At 65.8% G+C, this 26,217-nt stretch carries 13 protein-coding genes; 8 read left to right on the top strand and 5 right to left on the bottom strand.

Going from position 1 to position 26,217, the window contains the following annotated elements; translation table 11 throughout:
* Positions 1–157 precede the first annotated feature (157 nt).
* Positions 158–2,122: a methyl-accepting chemotaxis protein gene (locus MnOB_RS29790; protein ID WP_077523670.1), complete on the bottom strand. Its 1,965-nt coding sequence runs from the start codon at positions 2,120–2,122 to the stop codon at positions 158–160.
* A 74-nt stretch (positions 2,123–2,196) separates the two neighbouring features.
* Positions 2,197–3,813, bottom strand: coding sequence for a response regulator (locus tag MnOB_RS07860; protein ID WP_077523669.1), 1,617 nt, complete (start codon positions 3,811–3,813; stop codon positions 2,197–2,199).
* Positions 3,814–4,097: 284 nt separating this feature from the next.
* On the opposite strand from MnOB_RS07860, the gene MnOB_RS07855 reads away from it, so the two are divergent.
* The 5 genes from MnOB_RS07855 to MnOB_RS07835 all read left to right on the top strand — a co-directional run bounded on the left by MnOB_RS07855 (position 4,098) and on the right by MnOB_RS07835 (position 9,423).
* Positions 4,098–5,168, top strand: a complete 1,071-nt coding sequence (locus MnOB_RS07855; protein WP_077523668.1) for a DUF2333 family protein — start codon at positions 4,098–4,100, stop codon at positions 5,166–5,168.
* Positions 5,168–5,695: an NUDIX hydrolase gene (locus tag MnOB_RS07850; protein WP_077523667.1), complete on the top strand. Its 528-nt coding sequence runs from the start codon at positions 5,168–5,170 to the stop codon at positions 5,693–5,695. Before MnOB_RS07855 ends, MnOB_RS07850 begins: the two co-directional genes overlap by 1 nt.
* A 418-nt stretch (positions 5,696–6,113) precedes the next feature.
* Positions 6,114–6,485: a translation initiation factor Sui1 gene (locus MnOB_RS07845; RefSeq protein WP_077523666.1), complete on the top strand. Its 372-nt coding sequence runs from the start codon at positions 6,114–6,116 to the stop codon at positions 6,483–6,485.
* 130 nt (positions 6,486–6,615) lie between these two features.
* Positions 6,616–8,529, top strand: coding sequence for an arginine decarboxylase (gene speA, locus MnOB_RS07840; protein WP_077523665.1), 1,914 nt, complete (start codon positions 6,616–6,618; stop codon positions 8,527–8,529).
* 270 nt (positions 8,530–8,799) lie between these two features.
* Entirely contained in the window at positions 8,800–9,423 is a 624-nt protein-coding gene (locus MnOB_RS07835) for an FMN-dependent NADH-azoreductase (RefSeq protein ID WP_077523664.1), read from the top strand.
* Between the two features lie 117 nt (positions 9,424–9,540).
* On the opposite strand, the gene MnOB_RS07830 is transcribed toward MnOB_RS07835, so the two are convergent.
* Positions 9,541–9,999 carry a DUF2214 family protein gene (locus MnOB_RS07830; protein ID WP_077523663.1) on the bottom strand — a complete coding sequence of 153 codons (459 nt, stop codon included), beginning with the start codon at positions 9,997–9,999 and terminating at the stop codon, positions 9,541–9,543.
* A gap of 42 nt (positions 10,000–10,041) precedes the next feature.
* Positions 10,042–11,406 (bottom strand): MATE family efflux transporter, encoded by a 1,365-nt coding sequence (locus MnOB_RS07825; protein ID WP_077523662.1) that lies wholly within the window; start codon positions 11,404–11,406, stop codon positions 10,042–10,044.
* Positions 11,407–11,547: 141 nt separating this feature from the next.
* Here MnOB_RS07825 and MnOB_RS07820 point away from each other — a divergent pair, with 141 nt between their 5' ends.
* A complete protein-coding gene (locus MnOB_RS07820; RefSeq protein ID WP_077523661.1) occupies positions 11,548–16,452 on the top strand; it encodes an alpha-2-macroglobulin family protein in 4,905 nt (1,634 codons plus the stop codon).
* A gap of 45 nt (positions 16,453–16,497) precedes the next feature.
* Here MnOB_RS07820 and MnOB_RS07815 read toward each other — a convergent pair whose 3' ends face one another.
* On the bottom strand, positions 16,498–21,216 hold the full coding sequence (locus MnOB_RS07815) for a beta strand repeat-containing protein (RefSeq protein WP_077523660.1): 4,719 nt from the start codon (positions 21,214–21,216) through the stop codon (positions 16,498–16,500).
* A 481-nt stretch (positions 21,217–21,697) separates the two neighbouring features.
* Between MnOB_RS07815 and pbpC the strand changes: the two genes are divergently transcribed.
* The gene (pbpC, locus tag MnOB_RS07810; protein ID WP_077523783.1) at positions 21,698–24,049 is read left to right on the top strand and encodes a peptidoglycan glycosyltransferase PbpC; all 2,352 of its coding nucleotides are present in this window, start codon (positions 21,698–21,700) and stop codon (positions 24,047–24,049) included.
* A 133-nt stretch (positions 24,050–24,182) separates the two neighbouring features.
* Positions 24,183–26,114 carry a methyl-accepting chemotaxis protein gene (locus MnOB_RS29785; RefSeq protein WP_077523659.1) on the top strand — a complete coding sequence of 644 codons (1,932 nt, stop codon included), beginning with the start codon at positions 24,183–24,185 and terminating at the stop codon, positions 26,112–26,114.
* The last annotated feature ends 103 nt before the right edge of the window (positions 26,115–26,217 follow it).

Raw genomic sequence — 26,217 nt, 5'->3', positions numbered from 1 at the left:
CATAGCGGACCTCGACGACTTCCTGCAGGCTCCCGGCTGTAAGCGGTTTTGTCCTCGGCGTGAAAGGTCGGGTTGCGTAGGGTAGGAGCGAGCTTGCTCGCGAAGAGTGTTTCGCGAGCAAGCTCGCTCCTACGGAAAAGCCAATCGCGCCGTTTCGTCAGACGCGGAAAGCCTGCACGGCGGTGTGCAGTTCGCCACCCAGACGCAGCAGACGCTCGCCCTGGCTGCGGCTTTCGTCGATCCGGGCGAGGTTGCTGCCGCCGAGCTGATGAATCTGTTCGCTATGGTCGCGGATGTCACTCACCGCGCCGGTCTGCTGCGCGGTCGCGTCGGCAATGCGCTCGGCCATGCTGGCGATGGTGCGAATCGCGCTGACCACCTCCACCAGTGCGCCATCGGCGGCAGCAGCCTGTTCGGCACTGGCCTCGGCGTGTTCGACCTGGATACGCATGGCATCGACCGATTGCCGTGCGGCCTGCTGGAGGCGCGCGATCAACTGCTGGATTTCAGCCGTGGCGCCTGTGGTGCGCTGGGACAGGGAGCGTACTTCCTCGGCGACCACCGCGAAGCCTCGACCCATTTCACCCGCGCGGGCGGCCTCGATGGCGGCGTTGAGTGCCAGCAGATTGGTCTGCTCGGCGATGCCGCGGATCACCGTCAGCACCTTGTCGATGGTTTCGGTCTCTTCCGCCAGGCGTTCCACTGCCTGGGCGTTGGTCTGCACTTCACCCACCAGTTGGTGCAGGCCGGCCAGGCTCTGGTCGATCACGCTCTGGCCCTGCTCCACAGCCAGCCCGGCGGCGCGGCTGGCATCGGCGGCCAGGCTGGCATCGCCGGCCACCTGCTGGATGGTGTTTTCCAGTTCGCCCAAGGCGTCGCGAATCTGCGCGGTACCACCTGCCTGGTCTTCGGCGCCGGCGTGGAGACCGTTGTTCAGATCGGCCAGGGTGCTGCTACTGCCGGCGACTTTCTCGGCGTGCTGGCGAATGGTGCCTACCAGTTCGCCGAGGTAGTCGCGCAGGCGATTGAGCGAGTCTTCGATGCGGCGCAGGTCGAGCGTGCTGGAGCCCAGGGCGATAGGGCGGCTGAAGTCGCCAGCGGCCCAGGCTCCCAGGGCGCTGACCAGACGGCCGAGCACCTGGGTCAGGCGGCGCTGGATGCGGTCGATGCACAGGGCGATGAGCAGGATCAGGCCGATCATCAGGCCTTGCATGATGCGCACTTCAGCCTGGATGCGCCCGTGCTCGGCACGCACTTCGGGCTCCAGGGCGGCCAGTGCGGTCTGCAGGGCATCCACGCGCTGGGCGGTGGCCGCGGCGAGTTCGTGGCGCCGCTGGATCAACTCGCGGGTGCGCGCCAGTTCTCCCGGGTAGCGCTTGAGCAGGCCGCCCAGTTCGCGCTTGAGGGCGATGCCGCGATCCTCGGTCTGGCTGGTTTCGTTACTGCTTTCCAGGCCCATCATGGCGGCGAAGTCGTCGGCGGCGGAGCTGCTGCTGTCGGCCACGCCGAGCAGGGGCAACTGGTCCAGCCGAGCGCTGTCGCGACCCAGGGCCTCCAGTTCGCGCTCGACGTCGGCGGCCAGCTCGTCGCGACCGCTGGCCACCAGCTTGGCGCGGGCCTGGCTGAGGCGGTTGAGGTGCTGGGCAGCGGCGAACAAGGGTGCGCGGTAATCGCTCGCAGCCGGCGTACTGGCGGAGTCGGCGTACTGCGCGAGCTGGTCGAGAGAGCCGGCAATCTCCCGTTCGGCCTGGATCAGCAAACCCTGCGGGTCGCCCGCCAGCTTGCCGGCGGCGAGCAGTTCATCGCGGGTGAATTCGCGCAGCTCGTTGAAGCTGGGCAGCAGGTCCCGGGTCAGTTCGCCCGGGAGTTGTGCGAGGCGCTGTTCCAGGCTGTCGATGCCCTGGGTGGCGGCGCTGTGACGCAGCGCATCGCCGCTGTTCAGGTAGGCCTGGACGTTGTCCTCCACCTCCCCCTGGAAGCGCTGGGCCAGGTCCAGGTACTGCTCCATGAGTTGATAGGGACGTTCCAGCGCCCGCTGTGACCACCACAGCGTGGCGCCCAATGCCAGGCAGACGGTGACCAGCAGCAGGGTGATCAGGTTGGTGAGCAGTTTCAGGCGCATCGCGTCCTCGACAGACAACTGAGGGGATGGCCAGATGATATTGCCGTTTAGTGACAGTCCCGTGACGGCGGGGCTCAGTCGCGATGCAACTCCACCCGATTACGACCACCGTGCTTGGCGCAGTAGAGCGCTTCGTCCGCCTGCTTGGAGAGCTGGTTGATGTCGAGATCGTCATGCAACTGGGCGATGCCGCAGCTGAAGGTGCAAGACAGGTCGTGGGGTTGCGCCGGGTAGCGGATTTCCGCGAAGCGCCGGCGGATCTCCTCCAGCACGCGATGGGCCGCTTCGAGGTCGGTATCGGGCAGCACCACGGCGAATTCCTCGCCGCCGTAGCGACCGATATGGTCGGTCTTGCGCAGGCGCTGCTTGAGGAACAGCGCAAGGCTCTTGATCACCCGGTCGCCCATGGGATGGCCATAGGTGTCGTTGACCTTCTTGAAGTGGTCGATGTCGAGCATGGCGAAGCACAGCGGCTTGCCTTCCCGACGCGCGCGGGAGCTGGCGTCTTCCAGCAGTTGCAGTGTGTGGGTGTGATTGAACAGCCCGGTGAGGCTGTCGCGCACCATCCGCGCCTTCAGGCTGCGCGCGCGCTTGGCGCGGGTGCGCACTGTCGCGATCAGGTGGCGCGGCTTGATTGGCTTGGTGAGGAAGTCGTCGCCGCCTTCGCTCATCGCATCCAGCTGTTTATTGAGGTCATCCTCGGCTGACAGATAGATGATCGGCACGCTCACATAGCGCTCGTGCTGGCGGATCACCTTGGCCAGCTCAGTGCCCAGGCACTCCGGCATGTACATGTCGAGGATGATCAGGTCCGGCTGGAATTCGGCCAGGGCCAGCAGGGTCTTCACCGGCTCGGTGATGACGCGGGTGACGATGCCGGCGGAGTTGAGGATCAGCTCGGTGTGGGTGGCCTGGGCGCGGGAGTCGTCCACCACCAACACCTTGAAGGGGTCGTAGTGCGCGGTGCGGGTCAGGGTCTCCAGTTTTTCCAGCAGGCTGGAGGCATCCAGGGCGCCGGTGAAGAACTCCTGGCCGCCGGCACGTACTGCCGCCAGGCGTGTCGGGGCATCGGCCTCTTCGTGGCTGAAGAAGATGATCGGCAGCTTCTGTTCCAGCCCTTGCTGGGCTTCGCGTGCCAGCTCCAGGCCCTTGCCGGGACCGGCGAAATCCACTTCCAGCACGATCGCTGCCGGATGCCGTTCGGCCATGGCCGAGCGGAAGGCGTTGGCGCTTTCGAAGAGCTGCGCGTTGAGGCCGAAGAATTCCAGTTGCTGGGTCAGGCGCTCGGCGCGGTCCTTGCTCTGCAGCGCCAGGTACACCGGCTTGCGCAGGGGCGGCAGGAAGGTCTGCTCGAACTGGTCGCCATGCCGCAGCCCGGTGCGCGACAGGCGCTGCATCAATAGGCTGAGTTCGGTGATCAGGTCGCTGGAGAGTCGTCCACGGTTCTCTTCCACGCCACGCAGGCAGTTGCCGATGGCCACGGCCAGGCGCGTGTGTTCCGGCTGTTCGAAGCGTTCGGCGTAGCGCTGCAGGTTGAGGCTGGCCTCGGCCAGCTCGGTCATGCAGGCCGCGCTCCATTCGCTGCGTTGCAGGCGCTGCCAGATCTCCAGAACATGCCGCGCCTGGTTGATTACCCGCTGGGCGAAGTGGTTCTTGAGTCGGTCGCGGCTGGGATCTTCGTGCTCGGTCATGGCCGGTGAGGTCGCCTGGAGACGATCTAAATGATGGCTCTATGCTATCACCTCGTAGCCGGTACGCCAGTGCCATCTGTCCCGATTTTGCGGGATATGCCAGATAAATAGTCCTCAGCCTGGAGCCATGGCCCCGAAACCGCTGAACTCACCGGAGGTTGGTTTGGTGCGCGGGCACTGCGCCGCGCGTGCTCATCCCTTATAGTTGCTGGAGTCGGCCGCAACGCTCTCTGCGGATCGTGGTCGAACCTATCCGTGCTGATCGAAATTCGAAGGACACTGCCATGCTGGACTGGAAGAAGCGTATGGGGGATGCGCGTGAGCGCGTCGATGATTCGGTTGACGATGTACGCAGCTACCTCGGTGGCATCTGGCTGAGTCGTGCCCTCGGCAGCCTGCTGGCGATCTACCTGATCGGCAGCGTGATTGTGGGCTGGTACTGGAGCCGCGAGCCCGATCTCTTCCCCGTACAGCAGAACGCCCAGGCGGCCGCCGAGCGCGCGGGCCGGCAGATGGTCAGTGGCTACACCACCGTGGAAACCCTGAAGACCGTGGGGCAGACCCTGCTCGACAAGAGCGGTGGCTACCTCTCCAACGACCTCGCCCCGCCCGGCCTCTGGCTGGACAACATGCCCAGCTGGGAATACGGCGTGCTGGTCCAGGTGCGCGACCTGTCCCGCGCCCTGCGCAAGGACTTCGCCCGTTCCCAGTCGCAGTCCACCGAAGACCCGGACCTGGCCAAGGCCGAGCCACGCTTCAACTTCGACAACAAGAGCTGGGCGCTGCCTGCCTCCGAATCCGAGTACAAGGAAGGCATCCGCTCGCTGGACCGTTACCTGGCCCGCCTGGCCAATCCGAACCAGCCCAGCGCGCAGTTCTATAGCCGCGCCGATAACCTGAACAACTGGCTGGGCGACGTCGCGACCCGTCTCGGCTCGCTGTCCCAGCGCCTGTCCGCCAGCGTTGGCCGGGTGCGCCTGAACACCGACATCAGCCCGGAAGCCGCCGCCGCCACCGGCAAGGTGCCGGAGGTGAGCGAGGAGATCGTCGAGACGCCTTGGCTGCAGATCGACAACGTCTTCTATGAAGCCCGTGGCCAGGCTTGGGCGCTGTCCCACATCCTGCGCGCCATCGAAGTCGACTTCGCCGACGTGCTGGCGAAGAAGAACGCCACCATCAGCGTGCGCCAGATCATTCGCGAACTGGAGGCCGCCCAGGAGCCGCTGTGGAGCCCGATGGTGCTGAACGGCAGCGGCTACGGTGTGCTGGCCAACCACTCGCTGGTGATGGCCAACTACATCTCCCGCGCCAACGCCGCCGTGATCGACCTGCGTCAGTTGCTGGAGCAGGGCTGATGGCCATCGACGATCGTGAGGCGGCCCACCGCGCTGCCTCCGACGCCGAGCGGGTGGCCTGGGTCGATGAGCAGGACCGCCCCCTCGGCGGCCTGCCCCGCGCCGAGTTGCGCGAGCGCGGGCTGATCTCCCGCGGCACCTTCATTCTCCTGTTCAACTCCGCCGGCCAGCTCTGCGTGCATCGCCGCACCCTGAGCAAGGCGCTCTATCCCGGCTACTGGGACGTGGCGGCCGGCGGCATGGTGCAGGAAGGCGAGGACTACGCCGAATCCGCCGCCCGCGAGCTGGAAGAGGAACTTGGTGTTGGCGGCGTGCCGCTGCGTGAGCATGGCCGCTTCTATTTCGACGAGCCGGGCAACCGGCTCTGGGGCGCGGTGTTCTCCGCCGTCTCCGATGCGCCGCTGACGCTGCAGCCGGAAGAAGTGCTGGAAGCGCGCTTCATGAACGTGGACGAAGCGCTAGCCCAGAGTCCGTGCTGCCCGGATTCGCTCAAGGCGTTGCGACTCTATTTGGCAAGTCATCCCTGAGCTCCCCTGTAGGAGCCAGCTTGCTGGCGAACCCTTCCTGTAGGGGCGATTTCAATCGCCAAGGGTTGCGTAGCAGCCCCGCGATCTCGAAGGGCAGACCTTCGGCCTGCTTGGCGAATGAATTCGCCCCTACAAGAAATCGCACCCACAGTGAAATGCATCATTAACCCCGGCCAAACCCACGCCCAGCGCGGGTTTGTGCAATATTCCGGACCTTTTCGTGCGGGATGCTGCACGAGGTCGCCAATCTGTCGATCAATGGCGCATTTTCGTACTTAGCATTCGCCGCGAATGCTGATAAATTTCGCCGCCTTTCAAGCCCGGCCACACACCGGGTTGCGCTGCCCCTGCCAGAGTGGGGCTTCGCGGTCGGCTCCCCGCCGACCAGTCGCTATCCTGACCCCTACGAGGAAAGCCGGTGGTCAAGAAAGCTTCGTCCTTAGCCGCCCTCGGCGGCCTGGTGTACTCCACCGACAGCGGCCGGCATTGCCCGGATTGCCGCCAACCCATCGATGCGTGCATCTGCCAGCAAGCCGTCGTGCCTGCTGGCGATGGCATTGCCCGCGTGCGCCGTGAAACCAAGGGCCGTGGTGGCAAGACCGTCACCTCCGTCAGCGGCGTGCCGCTGGCCGAAGATGGCCTGAAGGAACTGGCCACGGCGCTCAAGCGTCGTTGCGGGACGGGTGGAGCCTTGAAGGACGGCGTGATCGAGATCCAGGGCGACCACGTGGACCTGTTGCTTGAAGAACTCGCCAAGCGCGGCTTCAAGGCCAAGAAATCCGGCGGCTGAGCCACGGCTTTCTAAACTGACCGTCAGAGCGGCGGTCAACACTCCAACGTCATACGACCGAATTAACCTGTCCAGGCCTCCGGCATGATCCGGCGGGCATGGCGCTTTTCTATCCCATAGGGGGAAACCGATGTCTGCACGACGCACGCGCAAGGACGATGGCACCAGCTGGACCGTGGCCGACAGCCGCAGTGTCTATGGTATTCGCCATTGGGGGGCCGGCTATTTCGCAATCAACGAAGCGGGTCGCGTCGAAGTGCGCCCCCGTGGTGCCGGCAGCGAGCCGGTGGACTTCTTCGACATCGTCGGTGACCTGCGTGAAGCGGGCCTGTCCCTGCCGCTGCTGGTGCGCTTCCCCGACATCCTGCAGGACCGCGTGCGCCAGCTGACCGGTGCCTTCGATGCCAACATCGAGCGCCTGGAATACCAGAGCAAGTACACCGCGCTGTACCCGATCAAGGTCAACCAGCAGGAAGCGGTGGTGGAGAACATCATCGCCACCCAGAACGTCTCCATCGGCCTGGAAGCCGGCTCCAAGCCCGAGCTGCTGGCCGTACTGGCGCTGGCGCCGAAGGGCGGCACCATCGTCTGCAACGGCTACAAGGACCGCGAGTTCATCCGCCTGGCGCTGATGGGCCAGAAGCTCGGCCACAACGTTTTCATCGTCATCGAGAAAGAAGCTGAGGTGGAGTTCGTCATCGACGTCGCCGCCGAGCTCAAGGTCGCGCCTCAGGTTGGCCTGCGCGTGCGCCTGTCGTCCCTGGCCTCGTCCAAGTGGGCCGACACCGGTGGCGAAAAATCCAAGTTCGGCCTTTCCGCCGCGCAGATCCTCTCGGTGGTCGAGCGCTTCCGCAAGGCCGGCCTGGACCAGGGCGTGCGTCTGCTGCACTTCCACATGGGTTCGCAGATCGCCAACCTGGCCGACTACCAGCACGGTTTCAAGGAAGCCATCCGCTACTACGCCGAGCTGCGCAGCCTCGGCCTGCCGGTCGATCACATCGACGTCGGCGGCGGCCTCGGCGTGGACTACGACGGCACCCACTCGCGCAACGCCAGCTCCATCAACTACGACATGGACGACTACGCCGGTGTGGTGGTGGGCATGCTCAAGGAGTTCTGCGACGCCCAGGGCCTGCCGCACCCGCACATCTTCTCCGAGAGCGGCCGCGCCATGACCGCGCACCACGCCGTGCTGGTGATGCAGGTGACCGACGTCGAGCGTCACAACGACGCCGTGCCGAAAATCGACAACGTCGCCGAACAGCCGGAGATCGTGCGCTGGCTGATGGACATGCTTGGCCCGACCGATGCCGAGATGGTCACCGAGACCTACTGGCGCGCCACCCACTACATGGGAGACGCCGCTACTCAGTATGCCGAGGGCAAGCTCACGCTCGCCGAGAAGGCCCTGGCCGAACAGACCTACTTCGCCATCTGCCGCCGCCTGCACAACCAGCTCAAGGCCCGCCAGCGTTCCCATCGCCAAGTGCTCGACGAGCTGAACGACAAGCTCGCGGAGAAGTACATCTGCAACTTCTCGGTATTCCAGAGCCTGCCGGACACCTGGGCGATCGGCCAGGTGCTGCCGATCATCCCGCTGCACCGCCTCGACGAAGAGCCCCTGCGTCGCGCCGTGCTGCAGGACCTGACCTGCGACTCCGACGGCAAGATCAACCAGTACGTCGACGAGCAGAGCATCGAAACCAGCATGCCCGTGCACGAAGTGCGCGAAGGCGAGGACTACCTGCTGGGCGTGTTCCTGGTGGGCGCCTACCAGGAAATCCTCGGCGACATGCACAACCTGTTCGGCGACACCGACTCGGTGAACGTCTACCAGCACGACGATGGCAGCGTTTACCACGCCGGCATCGAGACCCACGACACCATCGAAGACATGCTGCGCTACGTGCACCTGTCTCCCGATGAGTTGATGGCGCTGTATCGCGACAAGGTCTCCAGCGCCAAGCTGAGCCCGCGCGAGCGCACCCAGTACGTCGACGCCCTGCGCCTCGGACTGACCCGCTCGTCCTACCTGTCTTCCTGACAGTTGCGGTGAATGGAAAAGCCCGGCCTAAGCGCCGGGCTTTTCCATTGGAGCTTGCGAAGCCGTAGGGTGGACCACGCTTCATCGGTCCACCGTCGGTGGTCTGGCCGGACGCCGAATGGTGGAAATGAAAAGCGATTTCCACCCTACGACTACCGGGGGCTACGATTACCACTCAACGTGGAGTCAACCCGACCAACTCCCTGGCCAAATCCCCCATTCGACGCTTTCATTTCCGCCAGCCTTTCTAAATCTGTCGGGAGCCCCACCATGCCACGCGTCCTCCTGCTCGAATGCAGCCCCAACGACCTGGCCTCACCCGGCGGCCAACTGGCCCGGGAAATGGCTCGGCGCATCCACCCCAAGGCCGAGGTGATCGTCCGCAACCTGGTGCGCGAGCCGCTGCCGCCGCTCTGCGCGGGTTATGCCGAGGCGGTGGTGGGCAAGTCGGATTGCTCGGACGAACATTTCGCCCTGTCCGAGCAACTGATCGGCGAGCTGGAGCGCAGCCACTACCTGATCATCTCCACGCCCATGCACAACTACATGGTGCCAGCGGCGCTGAAGCTCTGGCTGGACTACGTGGTGCGCATCCGCCGCACCTTCGAGATCCACAACGGCCAGCGTGACGGCCTGCTGGAGGATCGACCGACCTTCGTGGTGCTGAGTTCAGGCGGCCATTACCTGGGCGCCAAGGCCAAGCAGATGGATTTCCTCTCCCCCTACCTGCGCCATGTGCTCGGCATCATCGGCCTGCACCATGTGGAGTACCTCCACCTGCAGGGCCTGGCCGACGGCGAGGAGGCAGTGGCAGCGGCCCTGCAACAAGCGCGGGAGCGCCTGTCGTTCAATCCGGTGTTCGCCCCAGAACCCTTCCCCGACGTGCAGTTGTAGGGGCAGAGACGCCGGTAGGGTGCGCCGTGCGCACCGGCGGTTGAGCATTGCGCCTGAGCCGGCCCGGAATCGGTGCGCGCGGCGCACCCTACGGGGAGCCAGGTGCCGCTATCAGCCTTAGCTCCCCATCACCCCATAACCCCGCGCCATCAGCACCGCGAACAGCGGCAGCAGCAGAGCAAGCAGCAATTCCAGACGGATCACCATGATCACCGCCTTGGCCTTGCCGGGGCTGATCTGCGGCACCTGGCCGGCCTTCAGGGCATTGCGCCAGTTGAGGAAGACGAAGGTCGGGAAGCCCGATAGCAGGGCGATCAGCACGAACAGCCCCATCTTCGCGTGGAACATCGAGTTGTGCAGGTAGTAGTCCACGCCCTTGCCGTACCAGAACACCCGCGCCAGACCGGTGAGCAGTACCGCGCCAGCGGCCATGCCGTAGACGAGATCGATGCGCACCAGGCTGCGGGCGCGCTCAAGGTCCAGTGGCAGCTTGAACAGGCGGTGCTCCAGAACGAGCAGCGCGAACAGAACGAAGATCGAGAGAAAATGCAGGTATGCGGCGACAGCTTGTCCCATGGGAACTCCTTCAGGTCATCAGGTCGATCGTTGTGGTTATGGTCATGCTTGCGGGTGCAATCGGTGCGGCCGGGCGAACCAGGCGTCCTGCCGGTTCAGGCGCACGGCAAGCGCACCGAGGCTGATCCCGCGCAGCGCCATGAAGGCGAGGAAGGCCAGCCAGAGTCCGTGGTTGCCGAGAAACTGTAGTCCCCAACCCAGCGGCAGGCTAAGGGCGACTGCAAGCAGCATGGCGTCGCGCATTTCGCGAGCCCGCGTGGCACCGATGAAAAGTCCGTCCAGCAGATAGCTCCAGACCGCGATCAGCGGCAGCAGCGCCAGGTAGGGCAGGAAGGTGTGCGCCACTTCGCGTACCGCCGCGATATCGCTCTGCATGTTGATGAACAGCCCGCCAGCGACGGCGAAGAACAGCGCGAAGGCCAGGCTCGCCAGCAGCGACCAGCCGCCGGCCACCAGCAGCGAACGGCGCAGCGCCGCGCGATCGCCGGCACCGATGGCGTGGCCGCACAGCGCCTCCACCGCGTGAGCCAGGCCGTCCAGGGCGTAGGCTGTGACCAGCAGGCCGTTGAGTAGCAGGGCATTGGCCGCCACCGTGGCGTCGCCCATCCGCGCGCCCTGCACCGTCAACAGGAAGAACACCAGTTGCAGGGCCAGCGAGCGGATAAAAATGTCGCGGTTCACCGCCAGCAGCGGTCGCCAGTTGCGCCACAGCTGAAGGGCCGGCCAGTCGATATGTCCGGGATACCGCCGCAGCGCGCCGCGCGTGAGCGCGAGGCCGATCAGCGCGCCGCTCCATTCGGCGATCACCGCCGCCCGCGCCGCGCCGGCCACGCCCCAGTCCAGACCCAGGACGAACCACAGCGCCAGGGCGATGTTCGCCAGGTTGGTGCCCAGCAGGATGGCCAGCGGTGCGCGGGCGTTCTGGGTGCCGAGGAACCAGCCCACCAGTGCGTAGTTGGCCAGGGCCGCCGGCAGGCCGAGCAGGCGCAGGTGGAAGAACTCGCGGGTCAGCGCGTCCAGCTCGGCTGAAGGATTTATCAACTTCAGGGCCAGGTCGCTGAAGGGCACCGCCGGCAAGCCCAGCAGCAGGGCCAGGCCCAGCGCCAGGCCCAGCCCCTGCAACAGCACCTGGCGCAACGTGCCCCCGTCCGCACGGCCAGCGGCCTGGGCGGCGAACCCGGTGGTGCCCATGCGCAGGAAGCCCAGCACCCCGAGCAGCAGCATGTACAGCGTGCTGCCGACTGCCACGGCGCCCAACTGGTGGGCATGGGGGAGGTGGCCGACCACCGTGCTGTCCACCAGGGCGACCAAGGGCACGGATATGTTCGAGAGGATCATCGGGGCGGCCAGCGCCCAGACCTTCCGATGGGTCGGGGTGTGCCGCCAGGCGTCGAGGAACAGGCTCATGCAGGGCTCCAGTCAGGCCGCGCAGTATAGCGGCGTGCCGTTTCATGAGGCGCATCGCTCCTGCTGTCATCCAGCTGCCACCGGAGCGCCCGGCTGGTCTATAGTTCGCCGCCTATACGCACTCCCCATCGAGAGCCTGCCATGCCGAAGAAAGGACTACTTCTGGCCGTGGTGCTGAGTCTCCTCAGCGCCTGCGATTCCTCCACCCCCGAGCAGGCGGCGAGCAAGTCACCACCCGCCGCTACCCAGGACGCGGCGCGCCCTGCCGTCGACACCGCCGTCCTGGCCAAGCGCTACGCAGGCCGCGAGCTGCAGGTGATCGACGTATCCGAAGTGCAGCTCGACGGCGCGAGTGCGCTGACGGTGACCTTCTCGGTGCCGCTCGATCCGGAGCAGACGTTCGCCGAGCGCCTGCACCTGGTGGACAGCAAGGACGGCAAGGTGGATGGCGCCTGGGAACTCTCCGACAACCTGATGGAGCTGCGCCTGCGTCACCTGGAGCCCAAGCGCAAGCTGGTGCTGACCATCGACCCCGGCCTGCGTGCGGTGAACGACGCCCGTCTCGCCGAAGAGCACGTCACCCGCCTCGAAACCCGCGACCTGCAGGCCACCGTCGGCTTCGCCAGTCGTGGTTCGCTGCTGCCCACGCGTCTCGCCGAAGGCCTGCCGGTGATCGCGCTGAACGTCGACAAGGTGGATGTGGACTTCTTCCGCGTGAAGACCGAATCCCTGCCGGGCTTCCTCGCCCGCTGGGGCAAGCGCGGCGCCCTGGACGTCTGGGAGGCGCGCGAACTGCTGAAGATGGCGGACCTGGTCTACACCGGCCGCTTCGATCTCAAGCCTGCACGCAATACCCGCGAGACCCTGCTGCTGCCCATCGCCGGCCTCGAGCCGATGAAGCAGCCGGGCGTTTACCTCGCGGTGATGAAGGAGTCCGGCAGCTACGCCTATTCCAATCCGGCGACGCTCTTCACCCTGAGTGACATCGGCCTTTCCGCGCACCGCTACAGCGACCGTCTGGATGTCTTCACCCAGGCCCTGGAAGGCGGCGCCGCGCAGGCCGATATCGCCCTGGAACTGCTGGATGGTGAAGGCCGCGTGCTGGCCGAAGGCAAGACCGACGGCAAGGGCCACGCCGAAATTCCCCTGGCGCCCAAGGCCGAAGTGCTGATCGCTCGCAAGGACGAACAGACCAGCCTGCTGCGCCTGTCCGCGCCAGCGCTGGACCTGGCCGAGTTCGACATTGCCGGCCCGGCCAGCCATGCCCTGCAGTTCTTCGTCTTCGGCCCACGCGATCTCTACCGTCCGGGTGAAACCGTGCTGCTCAATGCCCTGCTGCGGGATGCCGATGGCCGCGCGGTGAAGGATCAGCCCGTTACCGTCGAAGTACGTCGCCCCGATGAACAGGTCAGCCGCCGCTTCGTCTGGGCAGCCGGGGAGGGTGGTTTCTACCAGTACCAGCTGCCGCTCGCCGCCGAAGCGCCCACCGGCCGCTGGCAACTGCTGTTCGACCTGGGCGATGGCAAGCCGCAGCTCTATGAATTCCTCGTGGAAGACTTCCTTCCCGAGCGCATGGCGCTGGAACTCAAGGGCAGCGATCAGCCCTTCGCCCCGTCTGACAATGCCCGCTTCCAGGTCAGCGGTCGCTACCTCTATGGCGCGCCGGCTTCCGGCAACCGCCTGACCGGCCAGCTCTACGTGCGTCCGCTGCGCGAAGCGGTGAAGGCGCTGCCCGGCTACCAGTTCGGCTCGGTGATGGAGGGCGAACTGAGCCAGGACATCGAACTCGACGACACCCAGCTGGATGCCGACGGCAAGACCGAGCTGAATATCGACACCCGCTGGGCCGAGGCCAAGTCGCCCGTGCAGTTGATCCTCCAGGCCAGCCTGCAGGAATCCGGCGGCCGTCCGATCACCCGCCGCCTGGTGCAGCCGGTGTGGCCGGCCGAGCGCCTGCCGGGCCTGCGCGCCCTGTTCGACGGCGAGGAGACCGACGCCGACAGCGTGGCCGAGTTCGAGCTGCTGGTGGCCGACCCCGAAGGCAACAAGCTGGCCGCCGACAACCTCAAGGTGCGCCTGGTGCGCGAGCGTCGCGACTACTACTGGAATTACTCCGAGAGCGATGGCTGGACCTACCACTACAACGAGAAGTACCTGAACCTCACCGAAGAGCAGGTGCAGGTCGCCGCCGGCGGCACCGCGAAGGTCAGCTTCCCGGTGGAGTGGGGCCCCTACCGCGTGGAAGTGGAAGACCCGTCCACCGGTATCACCAGCAGCCTGCGCTTCTGGGCCGGTTATCGCTGGCAGGACAACGCGGAAGGCGGCGCGGTACGTCCCGACCAGGTCAAGCTGGCCCTGGACAAGCCGGGCTATGCCGCCGGCGACACCGCCAAGGTTACCGTCACGCCGCCCAGCGCGGGCAGCGGCTACCTGTTGGTGGAGTCCGCCGAGGGCCCGCTGTGGTGGCAACCCATTGACGTGCCCGCCGAAGGCAAGAGCTTCGACATCCCGGTGGCCAAGGAATGGGCGCGCCACGATCTATATGTCAGCGCGCTGGTGATCCGTCCCGGTGAGCGCAAGGCCAGCGTCACGCCAAAGCGCGCCGTGGGCCTGTTGCACCTGCCGCTGGAGCGGGCGCCGCGCAAGCTGGCGCTGACCCTCAGCGCGCCGGAGAAGATGCGGCCCAAGCAACCGCTGAAAGTCCAGGTACAGGCGAAGAATGCCGATGGCAGCGTGCCGAAATCAGTGAACGTGCTGGTGGCCGCCGTGGACGTGGGCATCCTCAACATCACCCGCTATGCCACGCCCGATCCCTTCGCCAGCCTGTTCGGCCGCAAGGCCTACGGCGCCGACCAGCTCGACGTCTACGGCCAGCTGATCGAGGCCGGCCAAGGCCGTCTGGCGACCATGGCCTTCGGTGGCGACGCCGCACTGGCCGGTGGCGGCAAGCGTCCGCAGACCAGCGTCACCATCGTTGCCCTGCAAAGTGCGCCAGTCGTCCTGGACGAGCAGGGCCAGGGCGAAGTCAGCGTCGACATTCCAGACTTCAACGGTGAGCTGCGCCTGATGGCCCAGGCCTGGACCGACGAACGCTACGGCATGGCCGAAGCCAAGACGGTGGTGGCCGCACCGCTGGTGGCGGAACTCGCGGCGCCGCGCTTCCTCGCCGGTGGTGACCAGACCACCCTCGCGCTGGACCTCACCAACCTGTCCGGCAAACCCCAGCGCCTGGACATCGAACTGGAAAGTGCCGGCCAGCTGGACCTTACCCAGAGCGGTGGCGGGCAGGCCGTGCCGGTGCAGCTCGCCGACGGCCAGCGCACCACCCTGCGTATTCCTGTGCGCGCGGTGGGCGGTTACGGCCAGGGACAGTTCAAGGTGACGGTGAATGGCCTGGAGCTTCCGGGTGAGAACCTGCCGCCGTTCAGCCGCGAGTGGACCCTCGGGGTGCGTCCGGCTTATCCGGCGCAGCTCAAACAATTCCGCGCGGTGCTCAAGGGCGACAGCTGGAGCCTGCCGGCTGGCACCCTGGATGCTTACGAGCCAGACGGCCGCGAGGCGCTGCTGCAACTGTCCAGTCGCCCGCCGCTGAACCTCGGCGAGCAGATCCGCGCGCTCAAAGCCTACCCGTACGGTTGTGCCGAGCAGACCACGAGTGGCCTGTATCCGTCGCTGTACGCTGACGCCGCGTCGCTCAAGCGCCTCGGCCTGGAAGGCGAGCCGGATGACGCGCGGCGCACGTCCATCGATCTTGGTATCGAACGTCTGCTGGGCATGCAGCGCTACAACGGCAGCTTCGGCCTGTGGAGTGCCGACAGCGAAGAGGAATACTGGCTGACCGCCTATGTCACCGACTTCCTCCTGCGCGCCCGCGACCAAGGCTTTGCCGTGCCGCCGGAAGCCCTGAAGAAGGCCAGCGAGCGCCTGCTGCGTTACCTGCAGGAGCGCAGCCTGATCGAGGTCAGCTACAGCCAGAACGCCGACCACACCCGCTTTGCCGTGCAGGCCTACGCCGGCTACGTCCTGGCGCGCAGCCAGCAGGCGCCGCTGGGCGCGCTGCGCAGTCTGTGGGAACGCCGTGCCGATGCTCGCTCCGGCCTGCCGCTGGTGCAGCTGGCTGCGGCCTTCAAGCTGATGGGCGACGCACCGCGCGCCGACCAGGCCCTGGAACTCGGCCTGCGTATCCAGCGCGACAGCCACGACTGGCTGGCCGACTACGGCAGTCCGCTGCGCGACCAGGCGCTGATCCTCGCCTTGCTGGAGGAGAACGATCTGGCTGCCGGTGCCCGCGAGCAACGTCTGTTCGACCTCGCCGATCTGGTGGCCGGCGAGCGCTGGCTGTCCACCCAGGAGCGCAACGCGTTGTACCTGGCCGGTCGCGGCCTGCTGGGCAAGCCCGAGCCGAACTGGAGCGCGCAGCTCAGCGCGGGCGGCCAGCAGCGCGAGCTGAACAATCAGCAGCCGGGGCTCAAGCTGGAGGGTGACCTGCTGGCTGAACCGCTGAGCATCGCGTCCGCCGGCACCGAACCGCTGTACCAGCAACTCACCCTGTCCGGCTATCCGCTGGCTGCGCCGGCGGCGGGCGGCGAGAACCTGTCCATCCACCGCGAGTTCCTCGGCGCGAATGGCGAGCGCCTCGACCTCAACGCCCTGGACAGCGGCGAGCTGGTGCTGGTGCACCTGACCATCGAAGCGAAGGAGCGCGTGCCTGACGCCCTGGTGGTGGACCTGCTACCCGCCGGCCTCGAGCTGGAAAACCAGAACCTCGCCCAGAGCGCCGCGAGCCTCGACGACGCCAGCAGCGCGGTGAAAGAATGGCAGAAGTCCATGCAGAACGCCGCCATCAAGCATCAGGAGTTCCGCGACGACCGCTACGTGGCGGCCCTGGATGTCGGCGAGTACGGCACCACCCACCTGCTGTACCTGGCCCGTGCCGTCACCCCCGGCAAATACCGCGTGCCGCCGCCCACGGTGGAGTCCATGTACCGGCCGAACTGGCAGGCCCTGGGTGATGCGCCAGAGCAGTTGGTGGTGCGCGGCAAGTAAGTACCAATCCGCAACCCCTCTCCCTTTCGGGAGAGGGGAACACCGTCAGCTCGGAATGATGTGGTCGCCGCCCCCGAAGGTCGCCGTTACCTGTTGAACGCCGGTGATGGTGACCAGCTCAACGAAATTCGCGCCTCCAGTGCTGCCGTTGACATCCACCTGCACGGAGATGTCTGTACCGACCTGCACCGCTTTGACGTAGTTGGCGATATCCCCTGACGGTGGGGCGGCGAACAGCGCCGAGATATCGAGCTTGTCATTGGCGCTGTAGTCGAGGATGCGGTCCTCGGCCTCGCTGAGGTTGTTGAACCTGAACACGTCAGCGCCGCCCCCGCCGCTCAACTGGTCTGCACCCAGACCGCCGACCAGGACGTCGTTGCCGGTACTGCCGGTCAGCGTGTCGCTGAAGATCGAACCGATCACACCTTCCATGTTCCGGTAGTTGTCGATGCCCAGGCCGACGGAGGTCAGGCTGATCGCGGTGTCGCTGCCGCTCTGCACCAGGGTGAGATTGAGCGCACCAGTTGCATCGGACAGGTCGAGCAGGTCGCTGCCCGCACCGCCATCCAGGATGTCATTGCCGGCGCCGCCGCGAAGGACGTCATTGCCGGCGCTGCCGGTCAGGGTGTCGCCGAAGGCTGAGCCGATCACGCCTTCCATGTTCCGGTAGTTGTCGTTGCCCAGTCCCGGGGCGGACGGACTGACTGGGGCGTTGATACTGCTCTGGACCAAGAGGATGTTGAGCGCGCCGGTTGCATCGGACAGGTCGAGCATGTCGACCCCGTCGCCACCGTCCAGCGTATCGTTGCCAGCACCGCCACGAAGACTGTCGTTGCCACTTCCACCTATCAGCGTGTCATTGCCGGAGCCACCAATGAAACGGTCGGCCGCACTTCCCGCACCGGTAATGCCATCGTTGCCAGCTCTCCCGTCTATGAACGATGCCTGGTAGGCATTGCCGGCGAGGTTGACCGTGTCGTTTTCGTTACCCGGGTCGGTGCTCTGGCGGAGGTCTTTTCCGATCAGGTTTACGGTCCCCGTCGACTGGCCACCGTTATTGTCGGACAGCGTGTAGGTGAAGCTTCCGAAGTCCGTCTGGTCTGTGGCCGTATCGAATTCGATCAGGGTGTTGTTGCTGCCTGCCACGAAGCGCAGGTTGGTCACGTTGTTCAGTCCGCCACTGCCGAGGTTCGTGATGCTCAGGTAGGCGCCGTCGACATCGAAATCGTTGTCGAGCAGGGCGGCGACGGACATGACCACATGGGTGCCGTCGGACACGATCAGGGTGTCAGTTGTCGCCACCGGTGCGTTGTTCACCAGCGTCACCGTGACGCCCAGATTGTCAACGTCGCTGGCGGCGCCATCGCTGGTGGTCATGGTCAGCGTGTCTTGGCCGCTGAAGTTGGCGGCAGACAGGTAGCCGATATTGGCCGCCAGCGTCGCGCTGATCTGGGCGAGCGTTCCGTTGAGGGTCAGTGTCGAGGTGTTGAGCCCCCCAATGGATGCCCCACCCACGATGGACTGTGCGGAGAGCGTGCCGTGGGCGACCTGCAGCGTCACGGTCAGGTTGCTTGAGCCTGCGTCCACATCGGCAATGCTCAGGCCGCTTATGCTCTTGGGGGTTCCGGCCGGCGTGGTTTGTGGACCGGGCAGGGTATTGACCGGGGCGTCGTTCACCGGGGTGATGTCGAGGCTGGCACTGCCGGACGTGCTCAGCGCGCCGTCGCTGACCGTGTAGCTGAAGCTGACGGAGCTGTCATCGTTGGGGGCCGGTGTGTAGTTCCAGGTGCCGTTGCCATTGCTGACCAGAGAGCCGCCACCCGAGGTGATCTGCAGGTTGCTGGCAGTCAGACCGGCGCTGTCGACATCCTGCGCGCCCGCCAGCAACTGGAGCTGGGTGATCAGGCGGGTCCCGCTGTCCTCGGCGATGGCGGCGAGGGTTACCGGAATGGTGGTGGGTGCGTCGTTGGTGCCCTTGATGGTCACCGTGACACTGGTTTCGGTGCCGTCGTCGCTGAACACCTGGAAGGTGTCGGTGAGGCTGTCATCGACATTCAGTTCGTCGAAGGCCGAGTCGGCGACGTAGGTCCAGACACCATTGGCGGCGATGCTGAACTTGCCGTAGTCGCCGGCGACGTTGCTCTGCGCCTCAAAGGTCTCCGGGCTGTCGACGTCACTGATGGACAGGGTGCCGCCAGTGCTCAGCGGGAGATTGGATTCATCCAGTTCGACGCTGGCGGAACTCAGCACCGCGGCATCGTTGGTGCCGGTGATGGTCACCGTGACACTGGTTTCAGTGCCGTCGGCGCTGAACATCTGGAAGGTGTCGGTGAGGCTGTCGTCGACATTCAGTTCATCGAAGGCCGAGTTGGCGACGTAGGTCCAGGCACCGTTGGCGGCGATGCTGAACTTGCCGTAGTCGCCTTCGACGTTGGTCTGCGGAATGAAGGTCGCCGGGCTGTCGACGTCGCTGATGCTCAGGGTGCCGCCAGTGCTCAGCGGGAGATTGGTTTCATCCAGCTCGACGCTGGCCGAGCTCAGCAGCGCAGCATCGTTGGTGCCGGTGATGGTCACCGTGACACTGGTTTCGGTGCCGTCGTTGCTGAACACCTGGAAGGTGTCGGTGACGCTGTCATCGACATTCAGTTCGTCGAACGCCGAATTGGCGGTGTAGGTCCAGACGCCGTTGGCGGCGATGCTGAACTTGCCGTAGTCGCCCTCGACGTTGCTCTGCGCCTCGAAGGTCTCCGGGCTGTCGACGTCACTGATGGACAGGGTGCCGCCAGTGCTCAGCGGGAGATTGGATTCATCCAGCTCGACGCTGGCCGAACTCAGCACCGCAGCATCGTTGGTACCGGCGATGGTCACCGTGACACTGGTTTCAGTGCCGTCAGCGCTGAACACCTGGAAGGTGTCGGTGAGGCTGTCGTCGACATTCAGTTCGTCGAACGCCGAGTTGGCGGTGTAGGTCCAGACGCCGTTGGCGTCGATGCTGAACTTGCCGTAGTCGCCTTCGACGTTGCTCTGCACCTCGAAGGTCTCCGGGCTGTCGACGTCGCTGATGCTCAGGGTGCCGCCAGTGCTCAGCGGGAGATTGGTTTCATTCAGATTGACGATGGCCGAGCTCAGCACCGCGGCATCGTTGGTGCCGGTTATGGTCACCGTGACGCTGGTTTCGGTGCCGTCGGCGCTGAACACCTGGAAGGTATCGGTGAGGCTGTCGTCGACATTCAGTTCGTCGAACGCCGAGTTGGCGACGTAGGTCCAGACGCCGTTGGCGGCGATGCTGAACTTGCCGTAGTCGCCCTCGACGTTGCTCTGCGCCTCGAAGGTCGCCGGGCTGTCGATGTCGCTGATGCTCAAGGTGCCGCCGGTGCTCAGCGGGAGATTGGTTTCATCCAATTCGACGCTGGCCGAACTCAGCACCGCAGCATCGTTGGTGCCGGTGATGGTCACCGTGACGCTGGTTTCGGTGCCGTCGGCACTGAACACCTGGAAGGTGTCGGTGAGGCTGTCATCGACATTCAGTTCGTTGAAGGCCGAGTTGGCGACGTAGGTCCAGGCACCGTTGGCGTCGATGCTGAACTTGCCGTAGTCGCCCTCGACGTTGGTCTGCGGAATGAAGGTCTCCGGGCTGTCGACGTCGCTGATGCTCAGGGTGCCGCCGGTGCTCAGCGGGAGATTGGTTTCATCCAGCTCGACGCTGGCCGAGCTCAGCACCGCGGCATCGTTGGTGCCCTTGATGGTCACCTTGACACTGGTTTCGGTGCCATCGGCGCTGAACACCTGGAAGGTGTCGGTGCGGCTGTCACCGACATTCAGTTCGTCGAAGGCCGAATTGGCGGTATAGGTCCAGGCGCCGCCAGCAGTGATGCTGAAGTGCCCGTAGGTCCCGGCAGTGTCGGCCTGAGCCATGAAGGTCGCCGGGCTGTCGACGTCGCTGATGGTCAAGGTTCCGCCGGTGCTCAGGGGGGCATCGGTTTCATTCAGATTGACGATGGCCGAACCCAGCACGGCAGCATCGTTGGTGCCCTTGATGGTCACCTTGACGCTGGTTTCGGTGCCGTCGGCGCTGAAGACCTTGAAGGTCTCACTGCGACTGTCGCCGAGGTTCAGTTCGTCGAACGCCGAGTTGGCGGTGTAGGTCCAGACGCCGCCAGCGGTGATGCTGAAGTGCCCGTAGGTCCCGGCGGTGTTGGCCTGAGCCATGAAGGTTGCCGGGCTGTCGATGTCGCTGATGCTCAGGGTGCCGCCGGTGCTCAGCGGGAGATTGGATTCATACAGCTCGACGTTGGCCGAACCCAGCACGGCGGCATCGTTCACACCCTCGAGCTGCACCGTCGCAGTGGCCCAGCTGAGGGTGCCGTTACCCATGCGGATGGCGTAGGTGAAACTGTCGGTCAGCAGCTCGCCGGCCCCCAGGCTTCGATAGGCATCGCTGTTGAAAATCGCGCTGGCGTCGTAGAAGACCTTGACCGCCCCACCCAGCGGGTCTTCGGCAATCCAGATCCGTGCGCCATAAGCACTCGTGCTCAGGATGGCATGGGTCAGGAGGTCGGCCTGGATCTCCGCACGGGTTGCAGTGCTGCCATCGTCGTGCACGCCATCGGCCAGCGAGTAGAGGGTCTTGGCCTTGCCGCCCAGGTCATTCGCCATGACGTCCAGGCAGATGTAGTTGGAACCGGTCCGCACCAGGTCGTCGTAGATGAAGCTGTCGCCTTTGGCCTGGGGAGTGTTGCCGAAGGAGATGGGGGAGATGGCCATGCTGGGTTCCTTGCATTGAGTTTGTTGGACGTATGGGCTTTACCGGGGCCGGGCGACAGCGCCGGGTGGCCCATGGAAGTCTGCGGCGGACCGCTGCGGCAGGCGCGCACGAAGCCCGAAGGCAGCGCGCAGGAATCTGCGAGCACCCATGCAAGGGACTCCTGAATTGAGTAAGGGACCGTGAAGAAGAAGGGCACCGACTACAGCGACGGCCAAAGCACTGATGTCAGTTTGATATTCGTTTAGGAGGGGGCCGAGCCTCTGTAAAGGAACGGCCTGGGGCGAGGTGTACTGACGGTCAAAATCACGACGAACGGCGAATTGGAGTCAGGAATTTGACTGACGGTGTGATGACGGCCCGCTCGCGGAGTACGGTGACTTGTAGTGAAACCCGGATGGGACGACCATCTGCCCCTTGATTCGGCCCTGCCCTGGAGAAGACATGGCCCGGCACCCGCAGGTCGACCCGGTATCCGCCAGGATGGCGTGGATAGGGTCTGGCCGCCCCTGGCGCGTCCTGCGCCGGCCCTCGTTGCTGATACCGCTGCTGATGCTGGCGCTGCTCTGGTCGGCCGACCGCCTGTTCCCGTTGCCCCTGCCGGACGACGATCTGGCGCGGGTGGTACTGGCCGAAGACGGCACGCCGCTCTGGCGCTTCGCTGATGCCGAGGGCGTCTGGCGCTACCCGATCAGCCAGGACGAGGTGTCGCCCTTTTACCTTGAGGCGCTGCTGACCTATGAAGACCGCTGGTTCTACCAACACCCCGGTGTAAATCCCCTGGCCCTGGCGCGCGCGGCCTGGCTCAACCTCACGGGCGGGCGTGTGCTTTCCGGTGGCAGCACGCTGTCGATGCAAGTGGCACGGCTGCTTGATCCGCACTCGCGCACCTTCGCCGGCAAGCTGCGCCAGCTGTGGCGCACCGCGCAGCTGGAGTGGCATCTGTCCAAGGACGAGATCCTCGCGCTCTACCTCAACCGCGCGCCCTTCGGCGGCACCTTGCAAGGCGTGGCGGCGGCCAGCTGGGCCTACCTCGGCAAACCGCCATCCCAACTGACCCGCGCCGAGGCTGCGCTATTGGCGGTGCTGCCCCAGGCGCCCAGCCGGCTGCGCCCGGATCGCCACCCCGAACGTGCCCAGTCGGCGCGTGACAAGGTGCTGCGGCGCCTGGCGCAGTTCCAGGTGTGGCCGGACGGCGCTGTGAAGGAGGCCATGGAAGAACCGGTGTTACTGGCGCCACGGCAGGAGCCCAGCCTTGCGCCGCTGCTGGCAAGGCGACTGAACACCGCGGGCAGCCCGCCGCTGATCCGCACCACCCTCGATGCCGCCTTGCAGCGGCGACTGGAAGACCTGTTGCTGGGCTGGCGTGCGCGCCTGCCGGAACGCACCTCGGCGGCCATCCTGGTGGTGGAGCACCAGACCATGGCTGTGCGGGCCTACCTGGGCTCCGTGGATATCGCCGACGAGCGCCGCTTCGGCCACGTGGACATGGTCCAGTCGTTGCGCTCCCCCGGCTCAACGCTCAAGCCGTTCCTCTATGGCATGGCCCTGGACGCCGGGCTGATCCACTCCGAATCCCTGCTACAGGACGTGCCGCGACGCTACGGTGACTACCGCCCCGGTAACTTCGCCGCGGGCTTCATCGGCCCGGTGTCCGCCAGCGAGGCGCTGGGCATGTCGCTTAACCTGCCGGCGGTACAGCTGCTGGAGGCATACGGGCCGAAGCGTTTTGCCGGCGAGCTGCGCAATGTCGGCGTGCCGCTGGTGCTGCCGGCGGCCAGCGAGCCGAACCTGGCACTGATCCTCGGCGGCGCCGGCAGCAAGCTGGAAGAGTTGGTCAGCGGCTATAGCGCCTTCGCTCGTCAGGGGCGCGTCGCTCACCTGCGGCTACAACCCCAGGATGCACTGCAGGAACGCCGCCTGCTGTCGCCCGGTGCCGCCTGGATCATCCGCCGCATCCTCGCCGGCCAGGCGCGACCGGACCGCGACCCACGCGCGCGGCTGACGCAGCGCCCGGTGCTGGCCTGGAAGACCGGCACCAGCTACGGCTTCCGCGACGCCTGGGCGATTGGCGTCGGCCCGCGCTACCTGATCGGCATCTGGATCGGCCGCCCCGACGGCACACCGGTGCCTGGCCAGTTCGGCCTGGCGTCGGCTGCCCCGTTGCTGTTGCAGGTGCATGACCTGCTGGTGAACCGCGATACCCAGCGCGGCATTGCCCAGCCGGTGGACCCACAACCCCCTGAAGTCGGCGTCGCTGCCATCTGCTGGCCCCTTGGCCAGCCCATGGCCAAGGGTGATCCGAACTGTCGCCGCCAGCGCTTCGCCTGGACCCTGGAAGGCACCACACCGCCTACGTTGCTGGCCGCCGACCAGCCACTTGGACTGGGGCTGCGCCAATCCCTCTGGGTGGACGCAGGGGGACGCCAGGTGGCCGCCGGTTGCAGCGGCGCCCAGGCTCGCGAATACGTGCTCTGGCCGGCGCCCCTGGAGCCCTGGCTGCCGCGCCGCGAACGGCGGGCAACGCGCCTGCCGGCGGTGGCCCCGGTCTGTCCGCCACCACTGCCGCCAGCCGCCGCACCGCTGTCGATCGTTGGCGTTCGCGAAGGCGACCAGCTGCGTCGCCCGTCGGGCAGCGCCGGGCCATTGCGCCTCCAGCTCTCCACTCTCGGTGGCAGCGGCAGGCGCTGGTGGTTCCTCGACGGTACGCCCCTGACCGCCACAGGGCCGGATGAGAGCTTCAACCAGGAGTTTCTGCGCAGCGGCCGGCACCAACTGAGCGTGCTGGACGAAGCCGGGCAAACCGCTCGTCTGGAGTTTGCCGTCACGGACTGACCGCTCGTTCAAGTTTTCGCTGACGCGCGCCGATAAATCTTGTTGGCAAAGAATGGGAATATTGTCGAACAATTTGTATACAATCTCCCGCCCCTCGTCTCGCCTCCAACAAGCACTCCAAGGAGACAACTCCATGCGCCTCTGGCAACGCAGTATTCAGTGGCAGCTGATCCTCAGCATGGGTGCAGCCCTGCTCGCCGGCATCCTCATCGTCATTGGCATCTATTCGGTGTTGATGAACCGCCTGACCGAACGTTTCCTGCTGGATGAAGCCTTGCCGGCCCGCGTACAGGCGATCGGCAACTCCCTGGAGCGCACGCTGGCCGCCCCCATTACCGCCAACGCCGGCATCGCCGAGAACGCATTGGTGCAGGACTGGCTGGCCGAAGGCGAAGAGCCGGCCCGCGCCGAGGCCTTTGCCCGCTACCTGGAAGGCGTACGCGCCCAGCAGAACGCCACCACCACCTCCATCGCGGTGCTGGACAGCGGTCACTACTACACGGGCCAAGGTCTGGCGCGCACCATTTCCCGCAGCCAGCCGGAGAACCAGTGGTTCTACAAGCTGGTGGACAGCGACCGGAATCGGGTGCTGGAAATCGATATCGACAAGGGCACCCGCCTGCCAACCCTGTTCATCAACCAGCGCATCAGCCGCAATGGCAAGACGCTCGGTGTTTCCGGCCTGGGCTACAGCCTGCAGTCCATGTCCGAGATGATCCGCGACTTCCGCTTCGGTGAGCGCGGCCGCGTCTTCCTGATGGACAGCGAAGGCGACATCAAGGTGCACCCCGACGCCGCCCTGAATGGCAGCGCCCGCCTGACCGACGTTTTCGGTGCCGATTCGGCGGCGCAACTGCTGGCGGCTGGCGGCAAGGCCATTCGCTTCAACCGCGATGGCGAGGATTACCTGGCCCTGGCCCGTCCCCTGGAAAGCCTCGGCTGGCAACTGGTGAGCGAAGTGCCTGAGGCGGAAATCTATGCCGAAGCGCGCAAGGCCATGTGGACCAGCAGCTTCGCCGGGTTCGGTGTGCTCGCCCTCTGCCTGCTCTTGGTGGTGGTGCTGGCGCGCGGCTTGGTACGGCCCATTCGCCAGGTCACCGCGGCGCTGGTGGAAATCGGTGGCGGGGGTGGCGATCTCACCCGTCGCCTGGACGAGTCCCGTGCCGATGAACTGGGCGACCTCGCCCGCGGCTTCAACCGCTTCCTGGAAAGCCAGCGCAGCCTGATCGGCGAAGTGCTCGACACCAGCCAGCGCCTGCACAAGGTGGTGGGTCAGGTGGCCCAGGTGGTGGACAACACCGCGACTCGCTCCGGCCAGCAGCAGGAAATGACCGACATGGTCGCCACCGCTGTGCATGAGATGGGTCTCACCGTGCAGGAGATTGCCCGCAACGCCGGCACCGCCGCCCAGGCTTCGCAGCAAGCCCGCGACGAGTCCTTGCAGGCGCGCCAGGTGGTGGGCGAGTCCGTCGGGCACATCGAGAAGATGTCCAACGAAATCGGTGTCGCCGCCTCGGCGGTGAGCGAGCTGGCCAGCCAGGTTGCCTCCATCGACCAGGTGCTGGCGGTGATCCGTGGTATCTCCGAACAGACCAACCTGCTGGCGCTGAACGCCGCTATCGAAGCCGCGCGTGCCGGCGAAATGGGACGAGGCTTCGCCGTGGTCGCCGATGAGGTGCGTACCCTGGCCAGCCGAACCCAGGCCTCCACCGATGAAATCCAGCAGATGATCCAGCGCCTCAAGCACGGCGCCGACACCGCAGTGCATTCCATGCACGCAGGCCAGGCGGCGACCGGCACCGGGGTCGAGGCCAGCCAGCGCACCGGCACCTCCCTGGGCGCCATCACCGATCAGGTGGAGCGCATCAGCGACATGAACCACCAGGTCGCGGCGGCCACCGAGGAGCAGTCGTCGGTGACCGAGGAAATCAACCGCAACGTCCAGGGCATCGCCGACCTGGCCCACGCGACTGCCAGCGAAGTGCGCGGCTGCCGCGAGGAATGCCAGACCTTGAGCCGCCTGGCCGGAGACCTGGCGCAGCAGGTGGGTAAGTTCAGGTTGTGAGCAGGAGATGGGCAGCCCTTTGGGCTGCCCAGCGATTGAAATCGCCCCCACAGGGATCATGGCTCCAGTGAAACTCGGAGCTACGGGTAGGGTGCGCCATGCG

The sequence above is a fragment of the Metapseudomonas resinovorans genome, from assembly GCF_002003485.1.
Lineage (GTDB): Bacteria > Pseudomonadota > Gammaproteobacteria > Pseudomonadales > Pseudomonadaceae > Metapseudomonas > Metapseudomonas resinovorans_D.
Note: the sequence above shows the minus strand (reverse complement) of the source record. Positions and strands in the feature narration are given on the sequence as shown.

What these genes read in the sequence shown, in the direction of transcription:
- MnOB_RS29790 (WP_077523670.1), bottom strand. Translation starts at nt 2,122, where the DNA reads ATGCGCCTGAAACTGCTCACCAACCTGATCACCCTGCTGCTGGTCACC.
- MnOB_RS07860 (WP_077523669.1), bottom strand. Translation starts at nt 3,813, where the DNA reads ATGACCGAGCACGAAGATCCCAGCCGCGACCGACTCAAGAACCACTTC.
- MnOB_RS07855 (WP_077523668.1), top strand. Translation starts at nt 4,098, where the DNA reads ATGCTGGACTGGAAGAAGCGTATGGGGGATGCGCGTGAGCGCGTCGAT.
- MnOB_RS07850 (WP_077523667.1), top strand. Translation starts at nt 5,168, where the DNA reads ATGGCCATCGACGATCGTGAGGCGGCCCACCGCGCTGCCTCCGACGCC.
- speA (WP_077523665.1), top strand. Translation starts at nt 6,616, where the DNA reads ATGTCTGCACGACGCACGCGCAAGGACGATGGCACCAGCTGGACCGTG.
- MnOB_RS07835 (WP_077523664.1), top strand. Translation starts at nt 8,800, where the DNA reads ATGCCACGCGTCCTCCTGCTCGAATGCAGCCCCAACGACCTGGCCTCA.
- MnOB_RS07830 (WP_077523663.1), bottom strand. Translation starts at nt 9,999, where the DNA reads ATGGGACAAGCTGTCGCCGCATACCTGCATTTTCTCTCGATCTTCGTT.
- MnOB_RS07825 (WP_077523662.1), bottom strand. Translation starts at nt 11,406, where the DNA reads ATGAGCCTGTTCCTCGACGCCTGGCGGCACACCCCGACCCATCGGAAG.
- MnOB_RS07820 (WP_077523661.1), top strand. Translation starts at nt 11,548, where the DNA reads ATGCCGAAGAAAGGACTACTTCTGGCCGTGGTGCTGAGTCTCCTCAGC.
- MnOB_RS07815 (WP_077523660.1), bottom strand. Translation starts at nt 21,216, where the DNA reads ATGGCCATCTCCCCCATCTCCTTCGGCAACACTCCCCAGGCCAAAGGC.
- pbpC (WP_077523783.1), top strand. Translation starts at nt 21,698, where the DNA reads ATGGCGTGGATAGGGTCTGGCCGCCCCTGGCGCGTCCTGCGCCGGCCC.
- MnOB_RS29785 (WP_077523659.1), top strand. Translation starts at nt 24,183, where the DNA reads ATGCGCCTCTGGCAACGCAGTATTCAGTGGCAGCTGATCCTCAGCATG.